This is a genomic window from Streptomyces shaanxiensis, assembly GCF_039537145.1.
In the GTDB taxonomy this organism is placed as follows: Bacteria; Actinomycetota; Actinomycetes; order Streptomycetales; family Streptomycetaceae; genus Streptomyces; species Streptomyces shaanxiensis.
The window spans coordinates 864,983-881,155 of record NZ_BAAAZY010000010.1; the positions used below are offsets into that span (position 1 = coordinate 864,983).

The 16,173-nt window shown below is 71.3% G+C and carries 14 protein-coding genes; 13 read left to right on the top strand and 1 reads right to left on the bottom strand.

Features of this window, described 5'->3' with window-relative positions:
* Nucleotides 1-40 precede the first annotated feature (40 nt).
* The 10 genes from ABD932_RS17880 (at nucleotide 41) to polX (ending at nucleotide 11,863) form a co-directional block, all read left to right on the top strand.
* Entirely contained in the window at nucleotides 41-784 is a 744-nt protein-coding gene (locus ABD932_RS17880; RefSeq protein WP_345013787.1) for a glutamine amidotransferase, read from the top strand.
* Between the two features lie 122 nt (nucleotides 785-906).
* The gene (locus ABD932_RS17885) at nucleotides 907-1,995 is read left to right on the top strand and encodes a BMP family lipoprotein (protein WP_345013789.1); all 1,089 of its coding nucleotides are present in this window, start codon (nucleotides 907-909) and stop codon (nucleotides 1,993-1,995) included.
* A gap of 18 nt (nucleotides 1,996-2,013) precedes the next feature.
* Complete coding sequence (locus ABD932_RS17890) at nucleotides 2,014-3,633, top strand: ABC transporter ATP-binding protein (RefSeq protein WP_345013791.1); 1,620 nt, start codon at nucleotides 2,014-2,016, stop codon at nucleotides 3,631-3,633.
* A complete protein-coding gene (locus ABD932_RS17895; RefSeq protein WP_345013793.1) occupies nucleotides 3,630-4,742 on the top strand; it encodes an ABC transporter permease in 1,113 nt (370 codons plus the stop codon). Before ABD932_RS17890 ends, ABD932_RS17895 begins: the two co-directional genes overlap by 4 nt.
* Nucleotides 4,739-5,674: an ABC transporter permease gene (locus tag ABD932_RS17900; RefSeq protein WP_345013795.1), complete on the top strand. Its 936-nt coding sequence runs from the start codon at nucleotides 4,739-4,741 to the stop codon at nucleotides 5,672-5,674. The genes ABD932_RS17895 and ABD932_RS17900 overlap by 4 nt, the downstream gene beginning before the upstream one ends.
* Before the next feature lie 37 nt (nucleotides 5,675-5,711).
* Nucleotides 5,712-6,887: an esterase-like activity of phytase family protein gene (locus ABD932_RS17905; protein WP_345013797.1), complete on the top strand. Its 1,176-nt coding sequence runs from the start codon at nucleotides 5,712-5,714 to the stop codon at nucleotides 6,885-6,887.
* A gap of 136 nt (nucleotides 6,888-7,023) precedes the next feature.
* The gene (locus ABD932_RS17910) at nucleotides 7,024-8,151 is read left to right on the top strand and encodes a GNAT family N-acetyltransferase (RefSeq protein ID WP_345013799.1); all 1,128 of its coding nucleotides are present in this window, start codon (nucleotides 7,024-7,026) and stop codon (nucleotides 8,149-8,151) included.
* Between the two features lie 148 nt (nucleotides 8,152-8,299).
* The gene (locus tag ABD932_RS17915; protein ID WP_425587471.1) at nucleotides 8,300-9,541 is read left to right on the top strand and encodes a DegT/DnrJ/EryC1/StrS family aminotransferase; all 1,242 of its coding nucleotides are present in this window, start codon (nucleotides 8,300-8,302) and stop codon (nucleotides 9,539-9,541) included.
* 269 nt (nucleotides 9,542-9,810) lie between these two features.
* Entirely contained in the window at nucleotides 9,811-10,092 is a 282-nt protein-coding gene (locus ABD932_RS17920) for a hypothetical protein (RefSeq protein ID WP_345013803.1), read from the top strand.
* A 13-nt stretch (nucleotides 10,093-10,105) separates the two neighbouring features.
* On the top strand, nucleotides 10,106-11,863 hold the full coding sequence (gene polX, locus ABD932_RS17925) for a DNA polymerase/3'-5' exonuclease PolX (protein WP_345013805.1): 1,758 nt from the start codon (nucleotides 10,106-10,108) through the stop codon (nucleotides 11,861-11,863).
* Here the strand turns inward: polX and ABD932_RS17930 are convergent.
* Nucleotides 11,860-13,041 (bottom strand): flavin-dependent monooxygenase, encoded by a 1,182-nt coding sequence (locus ABD932_RS17930; RefSeq protein ID WP_345013807.1) that lies wholly within the window; start codon nucleotides 13,039-13,041, stop codon nucleotides 11,860-11,862. The genes polX and ABD932_RS17930 overlap by 4 nt on opposite strands.
* A gap of 322 nt (nucleotides 13,042-13,363) precedes the next feature.
* Between ABD932_RS17930 and ABD932_RS17935 the strand changes: the two genes are divergently transcribed.
* From ABD932_RS17935 to ABD932_RS17945, 3 genes are read left to right on the top strand one after another with little or no spacing between them, the layout of a single operon-like run.
* Nucleotides 13,364-14,479, top strand: coding sequence for a Gfo/Idh/MocA family protein (locus ABD932_RS17935; protein WP_345013809.1), 1,116 nt, complete (start codon nucleotides 13,364-13,366; stop codon nucleotides 14,477-14,479).
* On the top strand, nucleotides 14,476-15,414 hold the full coding sequence (locus tag ABD932_RS17940; protein ID WP_345013811.1) for a DUF6807 domain-containing protein: 939 nt from the start codon (nucleotides 14,476-14,478) through the stop codon (nucleotides 15,412-15,414). The genes ABD932_RS17935 and ABD932_RS17940 overlap by 4 nt, the downstream gene beginning before the upstream one ends.
* A complete protein-coding gene (locus tag ABD932_RS17945; RefSeq protein ID WP_345013813.1) occupies nucleotides 15,408-16,160 on the top strand; it encodes a cupin domain-containing protein in 753 nt (250 codons plus the stop codon). Before ABD932_RS17940 ends, ABD932_RS17945 begins: the two co-directional genes overlap by 7 nt.
* The last annotated feature ends 13 nt before the right edge of the window (nucleotides 16,161-16,173 follow it).

Sequence of the window (16,173 nt, forward strand, 5' to 3'; positions counted from 1 at the left end):
CCTTGGTGCCCAACTCGCCCTGCCCGAAAGGAGGTTCGCCATGCCCAGAGTCCTCGTCATCGGCGAGTCCTGGTTCACGTACACCGTCCATCAGAAGGGCTTCGACGCCTTCCACACCGCCGAGTACACCGAGGGCGGCGGCGTCTTCCTCGACGCCCTGCGCTCGCGCGGCCACGAGGTGACGTACGTCCCCTCCCACGAGATCCCCACCCGGGTCCCGGCCTCCGTCGAGGGCTTCGACGCCTACGACGTCGTGGTCATCAGCGATGTGGGCGCCAACAGCTTCCAGCTGCCGCCCGAGACCTTCAACCGCTCGGTCCCCGCGCCCGACCGCACGGAGCTGGTCCGGGCCTTCGTCGAGCGGGGTGGCGCGGTCCTCATGATCGGCGGCTATCTGACCTTCAGCGGCATCGACGCCCGCGCCCGCTGGGGACGCTCGCCGCTGGCCGCCGCCCTGCCGGTGGTCATGGCGGACCGGGACGACCGGGTGGAGCTGCCGGCCGGTGCCGTGCCCGAGGTGGTCGGCGAGCACGCGGTCGTGCGGGGGCTGGAGCGGTCCTGGCCCGCGCTGCTCGGCCTGAACGAGGTCGCCGTACGGCATGACGCGGCGGTGCTGGCCGAGTGCGCCGGGCATCCGCTGCTCGTCGTCGGGGAGTACGGGGCAGGACGGTCGGCGGCTTTCACGTCCGATGTCGCCCCGCACTGGGCGCCGCCGCCGTTCCTGGCATGGCAGGGGTATGCCGAGCTGTGGGACCGGCTGGTGCGCTGGCTCGTCGACGGCTGAAATTCCCCTGGCCGAAATAAGACCGAAACCTCACGGCGTAGCCAAAACGTTTTGCAGTTTCTACTGTCAACGCATCGCATATCCCGGGCCACTCGGAGAACCCAATGATCAGGAGGTCGACGGTGAGAAAAACAAGGAGTGCCGCCGTGGTGGTGGCGGGGATGCTCGCACTGGCCGCGTGCGGGGGAGGAGGGGAGAAAAGCGATTCCGCGTCCTCCGGAAAGACGCGGATCAAATTGGTGGTCAACGGCGGGCTCGGCGACAAGTCGTTCTTCGACTCCGCCTACGCGGGCCTGAAGCGGGCGCAGAAGGAGCTCGGCTACGAGCTCAAGGTCGTCGAGATCGGCTCCGACCGCACCAAGTGGGAGCCCGGATTCGAGGACGCCGCCGCGGCCGACGACTACGACATCCTCGCCGCCGGCACCTTCGAGGTCACCGACTACATAGGCGAACTCGCCCCGCAGTATCCGGACAAGAAGTTCTGGATCTTCGACGCCCCGGTCGACTACAGCGGCGAGAACGGCACCTGTTCCAACAAGTGCGAGAACGTCTACTCCGTGACCTTCAAGCAGAACGAGGGCGGATATCTCGCCGGATTCCTCGCCGAGAAGCTCGTGGCCGAAAAGGCCCTCAAGGGAACCGAATCGCTGAACAAGGTCGGCGTCATGGGCGGTGTGAAGACGCCGCTCATCGAGGACTTCGTCGTGGGATTCCGGGCCGGATTCAAGGCGGCCGGCGGGAAGAACTCGGACGTCCTCGTCCAGTACGTCGGCGGTGACAAGGCGTTCAGCGACCCGGCGAAGGGCAAGGAGATCTCCACGGCCCTGTACGGCCAGGGCGCCGCCCTGGTGTGGCCGGTCGCCGGACTCTCCGGACTCGGCACCTTCGAGTCGGCGGTGGCGGCCAAGCGGTACACCCTCGGCGTCGACTCCGACCAGTACCAGACCCTCACCGACCAGGCGCAGAAGAACACCGTCGTCACCTCCATTCTCAAGAACGTCGGCAACGCCCTCTACAAGGCCGCCGAGGCCGAACAGAAGGACTCCCTGAAGTACGGCGCCGTCGAGACCGTCGGACTCGCCGAGGACGCCGTCGGCTATGTGAACGACGACCACTTCGCCCAGCTCGTCCCCGAGAAGATCCGTACCGAGCTCGAAGCGGCCGCCGACCAGGTGAAGTCCGGCTCCGTCACGGTCCCCAGCGCCCTCTGATTCCCGAACGGCCTTGAGATGAACGAGTCATGGGACGCGGCCGGACCGGCCGTCGCCGCCCGCGTGGTCACCAAGACGTACGCCAACGGCGTGCGCGCGGTGCGCGGGGTGGACCTTCAGGTCCCGCCGGGCGAGATCCGCGCGATCGTCGGTGAGAACGGCGCGGGCAAGTCCACGCTGATGAAGCTGTTCTACGGCCTGGAACAGCCCAGCTCCGGCGAGATCCTGGTCGGCGGCCGGCCCCGCGTGCTGCGCGACCCCGCCGCGGCGATCGCCCTCGGCGTGGGCATGGTCCATCAGAACCTGATGCTGGTGCCGTCCTTCACCGTCGCGCAGAACGTCGTCCTCGGCGTCGAACCCGGCCGACGCGGCCTGGTCGACCCACAGGCGGCCGTCAAGGCGACCTGGCGCCTCGCCGAGGAGTCCGGTCTCGCCGTCGACCCGAAGGCGCGCGTCGACGAGGTGTCCGTCGGCATGCGCCAGCGCACCGAGATCCTCAAGGCCCTCCACCGCCGCGCCCGGGTCCTGATCCTGGACGAGCCGACCGCCGTGCTCACCCCGCAGGAGACCGAGGACCTGTTCGCCGCGGTACGCCGCCTGCGCGACGGCGGGATGACGGTGCTGTTCATCTCGCACAAGCTGCGCGAGGTACGGGAGATCAGCGACCGGGTGAGTGTGATGCGCGCCGGCTCCCTGGTGGGCACCGTCCCCACCGCCGACGCCACCGAGCGCTCCCTGGCCGCGATGATGGTCGGCCGCGACCTCTCCCTCGACGTGGACCGGGCATCCGCTCGCCGGTCCGAAGTCACCCTGCAAGTACGGGAGTTGACGTATGACGCTCCCACCGGACAGTCCCTGCACGACCTGCACTTCGATGTCGCCGCCGGGGAGATCGTCGGCGTCGCCGGCGTCGAGGGCAACGGGCAGAGTGAACTCGCCGAGATCCTCGCCGGGTTGCGCCGTCGCACCTCCGGCACCGTCACCGTCGGCGGCACCGACACGGCGGGGCTCGACGTCGCCGGCCACCGCAGGGCGGGCATCGGCTACGTTCCCGAGGACCGGCTGCACAACGGTGCCGCCCTCGATGAGTCCATCGCCGACAACCTCGTCGTCGACCGCCACGACCGACCGCCCCTCGCCCGCCGCGGCCTCCTGCGCCCCAGGGCCGTCCGCGCCCACGCCGAGCGGCTCATCGAGGACTATGCGATCCGGACCCCCGACCCGTCGGTCCCGGTGCGCGCGCTGTCCGGCGGCAACCTGCAGAAGGTCGTCGTGGCCCGCGAACTGTCCGCCGGACCAAGGCTGTTGATCGCCGCGCAGATCACCCGGGGCGTCGACATCGGCGCCATGCGGTTCATGTACGAGCAGCTGGTCGCCGCGCGCGACGCGGGCGCCGCCGTCCTGCTGATCTCCGCCGACCTCACCGAACTGCTCGCCCTGTCCGACCGGTTGCTCGTGCTGAAGGACGGCCGCCTGGTCGCCCGCTTCGACGACACGGCCGGTCTGACCGAGAAGCGGGTCGGGCTCTACATGCTCGGGGTCGAGCGGCACGACCGGGAGCACCTCACTGCCGGGCTCTCCGGCTCAGGGCCGAGAGGCTCCGGCCGTGACGACTCCGGCGAGGTGACCGCCGTATGACCGCCACCGCCGTCGAGGCCGAGGACCGCAGCCAGTACCGGACGACCCGGCGCCGCGCCCTCGCCGTGGACCTCGGCATGACCCTGGCCACCGTCCTGGCCGCCCTCGCCATCGGCTTCCTCGTCATCCTGGCCACCGGCAAGGACCCGATCGCCGCCTACGAGGCGCTGCTCACCGGCCCGCTGGAGCGCTCCTACCGCGTCGGCCGCTGGCTGGAGGACGCCACCACGCTCACCCTGCTCGGCCTGTCCGTCGCGATCCCCTTCCGCGCCCGCCAGATCAGCCTCGGCGCCGAGAGCCAGCTCTACGCGGGCGCCTTGGCGGCAGCGGCCGTCGCGATCTTCCTGCCCTTGCCGCCGGTCGCCGCCGTGCTCGTGCCGCTCGTCGCCGCGGGGGCCGCGGGTGCGGGCATGGGGCTGGTGCCGGGCGCGATGAAGGCACGCCTCGGCGCGAACGAGATCGTGGCCACGCTCATGCTCAACGCCATCGCCGTACGGGTCTACGACTACCTGGTCAACGGTCCGCTGAAGGACCCCGACAGCAGCGCCGTGCGCTCGGAGCGCATCCAGCAGGACTCCGTGCTCACGCCGCTGACCGACTGGTTCGGGGTGCCGCTGGGCCGCGCCAACGTCGGCTTCGTACTGATGCTGCTCACCGCCGTCGCCCTGTGGCTGCTGCTGACCCGCACGCCGCTCGGCTACCGCATCCGCATGACCGGCGCCAACCCCGACTTCGCCGAGTACGGCGGCATCCGGGTGCCCCGCGCCATCGAGTGGAGCTTCGTCATCGGCGGCGCCGTCGCCGGGCTCGCCGGGGCGCACCTGGTGCAGGGCGTGTACGGGCGGCTGGAGCCGGGGCTCGCCGGGAGCCTCGCCTTCGAGGGGATCGTGGTGGCGCTGCTGGCCCGGAACAACCCGCTCGTCGTCGTGGTCGCCGGGCTCTTCTACTCCTACCTGCGTGCCGGGGGAGACATCATGGAACAGCAGACGGACGTCGGCACCGAGATCGTGGTGGTCATCCAGGCGGTCATCGTGCTCCTGGTCACCGCACAGGCCCTGCCGGACCTGCTCAAGCGCCGGATCGCGCGCAGGCAGGTGGGCATCCGATGAGCTCCGTCCTCGACGTCGTCCTCTCCAGCGCCTTCCTCGCGGCGGTGCTCCGCGTCGCCACGCCGTATCTGCTCGCCGCCTTCGGCGGACTCGTCGCCGAACGCGCCGGCATCAGCAACATCGCCCTGGAGGGCCAGATGCTCTCCGCCGCGTGCACGGGCGCCCTCGTCGCCGGCTACAGCGGGTCGGTCGCCGCCGGAGCGGTGAGCGGCGTCGCGGTGGCCGCGCTCCTCGGCGTCCTGCTCGCCGCCCTGCGCCTGGAGCTGGGCGCCGACGCGATCATCGCCGGCATCGGCCTCAACCTGCTCGCCTCCGGCGGCACCGCGTACGCCGTGTACACCCTCCTCGACGACAAGGGCGGCACCACCGGCCTGAAGAGCGGCACCCTGCCGACGGTCACACTGCCCGGCCTCGAGCACATCCCCGTCGTGGGCGACGTGCTCAGCGGCCAGAACCTGATCACCTGGCTGGCCTTCCTCACCGCCCCGTTCGTCACCTGGCTGTTCTTCCGCACCCGCTTCGGCTTCCACCTGCGCGCGGTCGGCGAGATGCCCGACGCCGCCGCGTCCGTCGGCATCAAGGTCCGCCGCGTCCAGTACGCCGGCCTCGCCCTCAGCGGTGCGCTCGCCGGACTCGCCGGGGTCTTCCTCAGCATGGGCTACGTGTCCTTCTTCGTACGGGACATGACCGCAGGGCGTGGCTTCATCGCCCTCGCCGCCGTCTTCCTCGGCGGCCTGAGGCCCTGGGGCGTCTTCCTCGCCGCCGTCGGCTTCGGCGCGGCGGAGGCACTGGCCGTACAGCTCGGCACGCTGGACGTGCCGCCGCAGCTGGTGTCGACGATCCCGTACGCGATGACCCTCGTCGCCCTCGCGGCGTACGCGTGGCGGCGCAAGCGGCGCGGGCGTACCGCAGAGGTCGCTGCCTCCCTCTGACAGCCATCCCCCACCTTCACCTCACAGAGAGAACACCATGCGCACCAGACACGGCGTGCGTCCCGCACGCGTGCTCTCCGGCGGCCTCATGGCGGCCGGCCTGCTCCTCACCGTCCTGCCCACCGGCGCCGTCGCCGCCGACCACCCCTACCGCGTCCGGCTCCTGGACACCCTCACCGTCCCCGCCGGAACGACCGCATTCGGCATGCCCTTCGGCGGCCTGTCGGGCCTCGACCACGACCGCCGGACCGGCACCTACGTCGCCCTCAGCGACGACCGCTCGGAGAACGGCAAGGCCCGTTTCTACACCCTGCGACTGCCGGTGCACGGCACCGCGTTCGCCCACGACCAGCCCGATGTCGAGAGCCTCACCGTGCTCGACGACGTGACCGGCGAGCCGTTCGCCCCCAAGGCCGTCGACCCCGAGGCGATCCGCTGGACGCCGGGTGGCCGAAGCCTGCTGTGGACCAGCGAAGGCGCGTCCAACTCGGGGCAGCCCGCCTTCCTCCGTGAGGCATCCCCCTCGGGGGCGTACGTGCGGGAACTTCCGTTGCCCGAGGCGTACGCGCCGGTCCGGTCGGCCGACGGCAAGCTCGTCGCGGGCGTCCGCAACAACCAGGCGCTGGAGGGCCTCACCCTCACCCCGGACGGCCGAAAGGCCGTCACCGTCACCGAGAACGCCCTCGTCCAGGACGGCCCCGCCGCGAGCCTGACCGCCAAGAGCCCGTCCCGGCTGCTGGTGACGGACCGCAGGACGGGCAAGCCGCTCGCCGAGCACGTCTACGAGGTCGACCCGGTCTCGGACGCGCCCACCGCCCCGCTGCCCGCCCCCGTCAACACCTACTCGGCGGACCGGGGCGTCTCCGAGATCCTCGCGATCAGCGACACCGACTTCATCACCGTGGAACGGTCCTTCGCCTCGGGTGTCGGCTTCGCCATACGCCTGTACTGGACCACCACCCGCGGCGCGACGGACGTCCGGGGCGAGGAGGCGCTGTCCGGCTCCGAGCGGCCGATGCGGAAGCACCTGCTGTACGACTTCACCACCTCCGGCACCGACGCCGACAACGTCGAGGGCATCACCTGGGGGCCGACCCTGCCCGACGGGTCCCGCTCGCTCGTCCTCGTCTCCGACGACAACTTCGGCTTCAACTCAGGCCTCACCAAGTTCCATCTGTTGTCTGTCGATCGGGGCCTCACCAAGCACAGCTAAAGGTTCGCACCTGCGCCTTGACAGCGTGCGTACTGTTTCGCGAAGTTTGAGCCTCGTCGCATAGTTCGACATGGGCGTAAATGTGGCGAGGCGCCAAAAGCGCGTCTTGGGGGGATTCTGGGGGGAGCGGTTCGCCATGCGATCCACGAGCGCCATCACGATTCACAGACCCGAGGAGCTGAACGAGTCGCTGCGCCGGGCGTGGCACCGGGCGATGGACGAGTCACCCGACTACGCCAACCCCTTTCTGGCACCGGAGTTCACGATCGGCGTGAGCAGGTACCGCGGTGGGGCTCGGGTCGCGGTGCTGCACGAGAACGGGGAGGCCGTCGGTTTCTTCCCGTATGAGCGCAATGCGTACGGGGTCGGCCGGGCCATCGGTTTAGGTCTCTCGGACTGCCAGGCGCTGGTGCACCGGCCGGGGGTCACCTGGGACAGCCGGCGACTCCTGCGGGCCTGCGGGCTGTCCGTCTTCGAGTTCGATCACCTCGTCGCGGAGCAGCAGCCGTTCGGCCCGTACGTCACGGGGACGTTCGCCTCTCCCGTGCTCGACCTGAAGCCCGGCGAGGGCGACTACCCGGGGTGGCTGCGCGCCACGTACCCGGGGCTCGCCAAGACGACGCTGAAGAAGGAGCGCCGCCTGGCCCGGGACGCGGGCGAGGTGCGGTTCGTCTACGACGAGCGCGACCCGCGCATGCTGCGCACGCTCATGCGGTGGAAGTCCGCCCAGTACCGCAGGACGGGGCGGATGGACCGGTTCGCCAAGCCATGGATCGTCGACCTGGTGGACCACCTCTTCCAGGTCCGCGAGGAGCACTTCACCGGCATTCTGTCCGTGGTGTACGCCGGTGACCGGCCGGTCGCCGCGCACTTCGGGCCGCGGTCGCGCACCGTGTTCGCGGCCTGGTTCACCGCCTACGACCCCGAGTTCGGCTACTACTCGCCCGGACTGATGATGCACCTGCGGCTGGCCGAGGCCGCGGGCCGGGACGGCGTGACGCTCATGGACATGGGGCGCGGCGCGAAGGAGTACAAGGACTGGCTCAAGACCCGTGAACTGCGGGTGGCCGAGGGGTTCGCGGCCCGCCCGCACCCGGTGGCGGCGGCCCACCGGATGTGGCGCAGACCGGTGCGCGGTCTGAGAAACACGGTCCTGGCCCATCCCAGGCTGCGCGAGCCCGCCGACCGGCTGCTGAAGACCGTCGGCACGCTGCGCACCTCGGGCCCGGCCCACTCACCAGGGGTGGGAGCCCGGGCCCGCTGATCGGGCCCACGCCTGTCACACGCCACGCGTCGGCGTCGTATGCCTGGCCTTCGCGGAATCCAACCCCCCGCACAGTGGCCTCGATCGACGCGCGCGAACGCACCCGCCCGCATCGGGCGACCCTTCTTCGTACCCTTCCACGGATGAGGTGACCATGCCGTACGGATCGCGGCTCGCCGCGATGATGACACGGCGCATCGGACGCGAATGCGTCTACACGCCCTCGGCCCGACTGGCCCTGTACCTGGCACTGCGGCGTTGGTGCCGGCCCGGCGGACGGGTGCTGATGTCCCCGGTGAACGACGACGTGATCCTCTTCGTCGTCCTCGCGGCCGGACTGCGCCCCGTTCAGGCCCCCGTGTCCCGGTGGGACGGCAACATCGACCCGGCCGCCGTACCGGAGTCGACCTGGCGGAACGTGGACGCCGTCCTGACCACGAACCTGTACGGCCTGCCGGACCGCGTCGTCGAACTGCGCCGCCGCTGCGACCAGTTGGGCATTCCCCTGATCGAGGACGCCGCCCACGCCATCGGCACGCACGTGGACGGGCAGCCCATCGGGACCTTCGGCACGGCGGCCGCGTTCAGCCTGTCCAAGCACGTGGCGGCGAAGGCCGGCGGCTTCCTCGTCGTCGAGGACGCGCGCACCCGGCGGGAACTGGAGCTGTTGCGCGACGACCTGCTGACACCGCGGCGCCTCCGCGAGGACCTGACCACCACCTTGCGCCCGCTGGCACGGTCCGCCGTCCGCACCCTCCACCTGGTGCGTCCGGTGTGGCGCACGATGCAGCGCCTGAATCTGCTGGAGCGCGACGAGTTCCGCATGGCCCTGCACGCGCCCCGCCTCGCCGGCAGCGCCCGACGGGCGCCGAGCCTGACCGCGTACGAGCCTTGGGTACGGGTCGACCTGCACGGCTTCCGTTCCCGTCACGGGGCCCTGGTCCGCGGGCAGTTGGAGCTGCGGATGGCCCGGCTCGACGGCGACCTCGCCCGGCGCCGGGCCGGTGTCTCCGTGCTGTCGGGCACCACCTGGGCCACCCCGGCCCTGCGCGAGCGGGTGGGCGAGGGCCCGCCGTCCCTGTTCCGGGTACCGCTGCTGGTCCACGACCGTGACGCCCTCCTCGAACGCCTGGTGAACCATGGCGTGGTCGCGGGATACGTCTACGACCCGCCGCTCGACGACTACGCGGGCGCCGAGTTCGTCGAACCGTCCCCCGACCCCTCGGCCGCCCGCTGGTTCGCCGCCCACACCCTGCCCGCCGACCCCCTCCTGGCCCGCAGGATCACCGACGCCCTGACGAAGGAGCGGGCCACCCCCGCACACCCGCCGCTCACGACCACGCCCGTGGCCGACACCACGACCACGCCGCCCACGCCGCTGGGTCACTAGGCCCTGTCGCCAATTTCCCGCCTGCCCGGCGACGCCTGGCACGCACGCTCGCCGCGTTGCCGAACCGCCCACGTGGCTCCGCCACGAGGGCGCTCCGGCGCCTTGCGATCGCACGCACCAGACGCCGCCGGGCCCGCCCTCCGGGCGGACGACGGGAATTTGGCGACAGGGCCTAGGCCCTGTCGTCGAACATGGGTCGGTAAGCTCTCGCGCACGGACCTTGAGCAGATTGCGAGCCGCCGGTGATACGAGACCTGTACAACGTCCGGGTGCGGCCTGCGGAGCACGAGACCACACCGCTCACCGACGAGGAAGAGCAGCGCGTGCGGGCCGTGTTGTTCAGCGAACTCGGCAACAAGATCGCCGACCAGGGCTGGGCACGGTTTCCGGCGTACACGCCGGAAGACCGCCGTCGGCTGGTCGCTGTCGCGCACCGCCTCACTGCCCACTGGGGGCAACAGGTGTTCGTCGAAGCCGAGGACCTGACCCGCGTCAGGCTCTGCCTCGCCGGACAAGAAACGTCGCCGGAGTCGTCGACGGCGCGTCCGTAGCTACCCTGGAAGTGTGGCTCGGCCCAACGACGAGGTCGCCGCGCTGTTCCAGGAATACGCGGATCTGATCTCGATCACCGGAGGAGACGCGTTCAGGGCGCGCACCTACGAGAAGGCTGCCCGGTCGATCGGCGGCTACTACGCCGACGTGTCCACACTCGACGTCAAAGGACTCCAGGAGATCCCCAACGTCGGCAAGTCGACCGCCAAGAAGATCATCGAGTATTTCACCGTCGGCCAGGTGTCCGCCGTCGAGGAGCTGCGCGCCAAGATCCCCGCCGGCGTCCGGCAGCTGACGGCCATCCCCACGCTCGGCCCGAAGAAGGCCCTGGTCATCTACCAGGAGCTTGGTATCTCCACGACCGAGGAACTCGCCGACGCCATCCATGAGGAGCGGCTGCGCGACCTGAAGGGCTTCGGACCGAAGACCGAGGAGAACATCCTGCACGGCATCGGCCTGCTGCAGTCCTCCGGCGACCGGGTCCTGATCGACGTCGCCATGAGCCTCGCCGAGGACATCGTCGCCGAGATGTCGCAGGTCAGCGGCTGCGAGCGGTGCGCCTACGCGGGCTCCCTGCGCCGCGTCCGCGAGACGATCGGCGACATCGACATCCTCGTCGCGGCGAAGAAGCCGCAGCCGCTCATGCGGGCCTTCACCGAGCTGCCGTACGTCTCGGAGGTCATCGCGCACGGCGAGAAGAAGACGTCGATCCGCACCACCAAGGGCCTCCAGGTCGACCTGCGGGTCGTACCGCCGGACTCCTGGGGCGCGGCGATGCAGTACTTCACCGGGTCGAAGGCGCACAACATCCGCACCCGCGAGATGGCCGTCCACAAGAAGCTCAAGCTCTCCGAGTACGGCCTCTTCGACACCGAGACCGGCAAGAAGATCGTCTCCCGGACCGAGGAGGACGTGTACGCCCGGCTCGGCCTGCCCTGGATCCCGCCCACCCTGCGCGAGGACCGGGGCGAGATCGAGGCCGGGCTGCGCGGCGAGCTGCCCGAGCTGGTCCAGGAGAAGGACATCCGGGGCGATCTGCACACCCACACCGACCTCACCGACGGGCTCGCCCCGCTGGAGGAGATGGTCGCCGCGGCCGCCGAGCGCGGCTACGCCTACTACGCGGTCACCGACCACGGGCCCGACATGGCCATGCAGCGGATGACCGACGAACGCATCCTGGCCCAGCGCGCACGCGTGCGCGAGCTCGACGGGGAGTACGGCAAGCGCGGCAAACGGGGCGGCATGCGGGTGCTGCACGGCGCCGAGCTGAACATCGGCCCCGACGGCGACGTGGACTGGACGCCGGAGTTCCTCGACGGATTCGACCTGTGCGTGGCCTCGGTGCACTCGCACTTCAACCAGGGGCGCGACGCGCTCACCCGGCGGTTCGTCCGGGCTTGCGAGAACCCGCACGTCAACATCATCGGCCACCCCACCACCCGCCTCATCGGCAAGCGCCCCGCCGTCGACGTCGACCTCGACGCGGTCTTCGCGGCCTGCGCCCGCACCGGCACGGCCCTGGAGATCAACTCCCATCCGGACCGCCTCGACCTGCGCGACGAGGACATCCTGCGGGCCAGGCGGCACGGCGTGAAGTTCGCCGTCGACAGCGACGCCCACGCCGTCATCCACCTCGCCTACCTGCGCTACGGCGTGGGCACGGCCCAGCGCGGCTGGCTCACCGAGGACGACGTGATCAACACCTGGCCGCTGACCCGGCTGCGGCGCTTCCTGGACAAGACAGGGCACCGGACAGAGGAGGCCTAGAGGAACGGCGTACCCGGATCCAGACCGGACAGGACCCGGCCGTAGATCTCCAGGTTGGTGGCCGGATTCACGAACGAATGCAGTGTCAGCGCGTGCAGGTCGCGCACGGCCCGCTGCATCGGCACCTGCCGGTGCAGCGACGACGCCCCGGACGCGGAGCCGAGCAGATCGACGGCCTCCTTGCACAGCCGCGCCACATAGCCGCTCTGCGCCCGGATCCTGGCCCGCTCCTCGGCCGTGTACGGCTCGCCGGACTCGGCCCGCGCCTCGATCAGGGCGACGAAGTCGCTGGTCAGCAGCTCGGCGCAGGAGATCTTCAGGGCCGCCTCGGCCGCCTGGAGATGGGTGACCGTCGCCTCGTTCTGGCGCTGGTGGAAGGTGTACGTGATGCCCCGCCGGTGGCTGCGCTCGGTGAACTCCGACAGGGCCGAGCGGGCCAGACCGAGCGCGGGCGGCGCCGTCCATGCGCAGAACAGCAGCAGGACGGGCATCCGGTAGAACGGGTCGTCGGCCCCCGCCTTCGACGGGAACTCGCCCGCCAGCAGCGGCCCGACCGGCAGTGTGCGATGCGCGGGGACCACCACGTCCCGCGCGACGACGCTGTCGCTGCCACTGCCCGCCAGCCCCGACACGTACCAGTCGTCGAGGATCTCCAGCTCGGCCATCGGCACCGCGGTCCACAGCAGTTCGGGCGGCCCGTCGCCGGACTCGGACTCGACCCGGACGGTCAGCAGGTGCCAGTCGGCGTCGTGGCAGCCGGTGGCGAAGCCCGATGTGCCGTTGACGACGTAGCCGCCGTCCGACCGGACCGCCGTCGCGTCCGGGACGAGGGTGCCGCCCACCCTGACGTCGGGGCTCGTGAAGATCTCGTCCTGCGCCTCGTCGGGGAAGAGCGCCGCGATGTAGGAGCAGCCGGCCTGGATCACCGTCTTGAACGCGGTCGAGCCGCACTCCGCGGCGATCTCGGCCACCGCGTCCACCTGGGTGCGCACCCGGCTCTGGTAGCCGCCGTACCGCCGGGGGACGTTCATCCGGTGGATGCCGGCCTCCGACAGCGCGGCGGCGACCTCGGGCGCCACCCGGCGCTCCTGTTCGGTCCGCAGCGCGTGCTCGCGGATCAGCGGCCGCAGGGACCGTACGCGCGCGACTAAATCGGCATCGTTACCGGCTGCTGCCATGGGTGACCTCCCGGGCGCGACGAGTCACCACCCTGACGCCGATCCAGCGCAGTGTCAACGGGCCCTGTCCGGCCCGGAGTTGAAGCACGTCACGGCCGCGTTTGAAGCACAGGACAGCCCAGGCCCGCCATGTGATCTTCGTCCGTTTCGGCGGTGGCCGAGAAGGGGAGCGTGCCGGAGACGGGCCGAAGCCGTACGGGTCAGGCTTTGCCCATGTCGCCGCACAGGGGTTGTCCTGACATTACGTCCCTGCCTAGGGTCACCCTCGAAGTGCAAGCGCTTTCTGGTGCGGGCTGTCCGCCGGCCGTCCGAGGAGAACTGCATGTCCAGAAGTCCCGCCCGCCGTCGCGTCGCCGTGATCGGCACCGGCGCCATCGTCAGCGGCAGCCATCTCCCCGCGCTGAGACACCACGCGGACCGGGTGGAGCTGGTCGCCGCCGTCGACGTGGACCGGACCCGGCTGGACGCCTTCCGGCAGCTCGCCGGGGAGGGCGTCGCCGGGTACACCTCCACGGACGACATGCTGGACGCCGTACGCCCCGACCTGGTCCTGATCGGCACGCCACCGTCGCTGCACCGGGAGCAGACGGTCGCCGCGCTGAAGGCGGGCGCCTGGGTGCTGTGCGAGAAGCCGCTGTGCCTGTCGCTCGCCGAGTACGACGACATCGCGACCGCCGAGGAGGCGTCCGGGGCCTACGCGTCGGTGGTCTTCCAGCACCGCTACGGCTCCGGCGCCGTGCACGCCCGGGAGCTGATCGCGAGCGGTGAGCTGGGCGCCCCGCTCGTCGCGCACTGCCAGACGACCTGGCACCGGGACTCCGCGTACTACGCGGTGCCGTGGCGCGGACGGTGGGCCACCGAGGGCGGCGGGCCGACGATGGGGCACGGCATCCACCAGTTCGACCTGCTGCTGCACCTGCTCGGCCCGTGGGCGGAGATCCGGGCCATGGCCGCGCGCCTGGTGCACGACACCGAGAGCGAGGACGTCTCGACGGCCCTCGTACGATTCGAGAACGGCGCCCTCGCCACCGTCGTCAACAGCGTGCTCTCCCCGCACGAGGTGAGCCGCATCCGCGTCGACTGCGCCGACGCGACGGTCGAGCTCACCCACCTGTACGGCCACCGCAACGACGACTGGGTCTACACCCCGGCCCCGCACGTCCCCTCCGAGCGCGCCACCGCCTGGCGCACCCTCGCGGCGGACCTGCCCAGCTCGCACACGGCACAGCTCGGCACCCTCCTCGACGCCTACGACAACGGTGTCCGCCCGCCCGGCAGCGGCCCCGACGCCCGGGCCACCCTCGACTTCGCCGCCGCCCTCTACAAGGCCGCCTTCACGGGACGCCCCGTGCACGCGGGCGAGATCGAGCCCGGTGACCCCTTCTACCCGGCCATGCACGGCGACCACCCCCACTGGGCCCCCAAGGAGCGCGCATGAGCATCCGCGTCACCCACGCGCACGGCGACCACATCGCGGTCACGGCCGCCAACGGCACCGAGATCCTGCGGTACGTCTACCGCCCCGACCCGGAGGCGTTCGAGTCCCGCAAGCCCTACGCCCACCCCGTGCGCACCCTCGCCGGGCACACCGTCACCGGCTACCGGCCGAGCGACCACCGCTGGCACAAGGGCCTGCAGATGACCGCGAGTCATCTGTCCGGGCAGAACTTCTGGGGCGGCAACTGCTATGTGCACGGCGAGGGTTACCTCCCGCTGCCCGAGCGCGTCGGCTCGATGCGGCACGACGGCTTCGGCGAGTTCACCGTCGAGGACGACCGGCTCGCCTTCACCGAGGAGCTCACCTGGGTCGAGAACGGCGGCGCGGAGTGGGCGCGCGAGGTGCGTGGGCTGACCGTCCACTCGGTGGACGAGGAGGCCGGCGCCTGGGCCCTGGACTGGTCGATCCGGCTCACCAACGTCCGTGACGAGGCGCTGGCCTTCGGCTCGCCCACCACCGCCGGCCGTGAGATGGCCGGCTACACCGGACTCCAGTGGCGCGGACCCCGGGACTTCACCGGAGGCACCGCCTTCGGGCCGGACCTGGACGGGGGAGCGGGCGCGGACGCGGGCAAACTGATGGGCACGCAGGGGCCGTGGCTCGCCTTCACCACCGAGCACGACGACGCCGACGGACACTCCACGCTCGTCTTCGCGCACGCGCCCGAGAACCTCGACGACAAGGCCGCGATCCACGAGTCCCACTGGTTCGTGCGCTCCGAGCCGATCCCGACGGTGGCGTTCTCCTGGGCGTTCTTCGAGGAGTTCGAGCTGCCGCCCGGCGAGTCCTTCGCGTACCGCTACCGGGTGGTCTTCGCCGACGGGGCGTGGGACCGGGAGCGGGTGGGCGCTCACCTGGAGGGGCTGCCGTGGTGAAGCCCAGCCTTCCGCAGCCACTGCCGGGCGCCGTCGGTCTGTCCCACCTCAGCGCCTACGACTGGGAGGCCGCCGACGGGGTGTGCGGCGGCAGCCCGCATCTGCACCTGGTGTGCACGGAGGCGTACGTCGTCACCGGCGGCCGGGGCGCGGTGCAGACGCTGAGCCCCGACGGTTACCGGGACATCCCCCTGGAGCCGGGCTCCGTCGCCTGGTTCACGCCCGGGACCGTGCACCGCATGGTCCAGGGCGGCGATCTGCGCATCACCGTCCTGATGCAGAACAGCGGGCTGCCGGAGGCCGGGGACGCCGTGTTCACGTTCCCGCCCGAGGTGCTCGCCGACCCCGGCAAGTACGCGGCGGCCGCGGTGCTGCCGTCCGGCACCGGCCCGGAGACCGCGGCTGCCGCGCGTCGCCGCAGGGACCTCGCCGTCGAGGGCTACCTCGCCCTGCGCGAGGCGCTCGTCGCCGGGGACGACGGCCCGTACGCCGAGTTCCAGCGCGCGGCCGCCCGGCTCGTGCGGGCCAAGGTGCCGAACTGGCGGGAGCTGTGGCGGGCGGGCGCGCTGGCCACGGCCGAGCGCACGGGCGCCCAGCTCGACGCGCTGGAGGCGGGCGAGCCGGCGTACCTCGCCGACGCGACCGCGTACGAGGCCGCGCCCACCCGGCTCGGCGGATTCGGGATGTGCGGCCGCCGGGACGAGTACAACCTGCCCGGCACGACGCTGCCGTACGGCGGCGAGTAACCGGGCGAGGGGG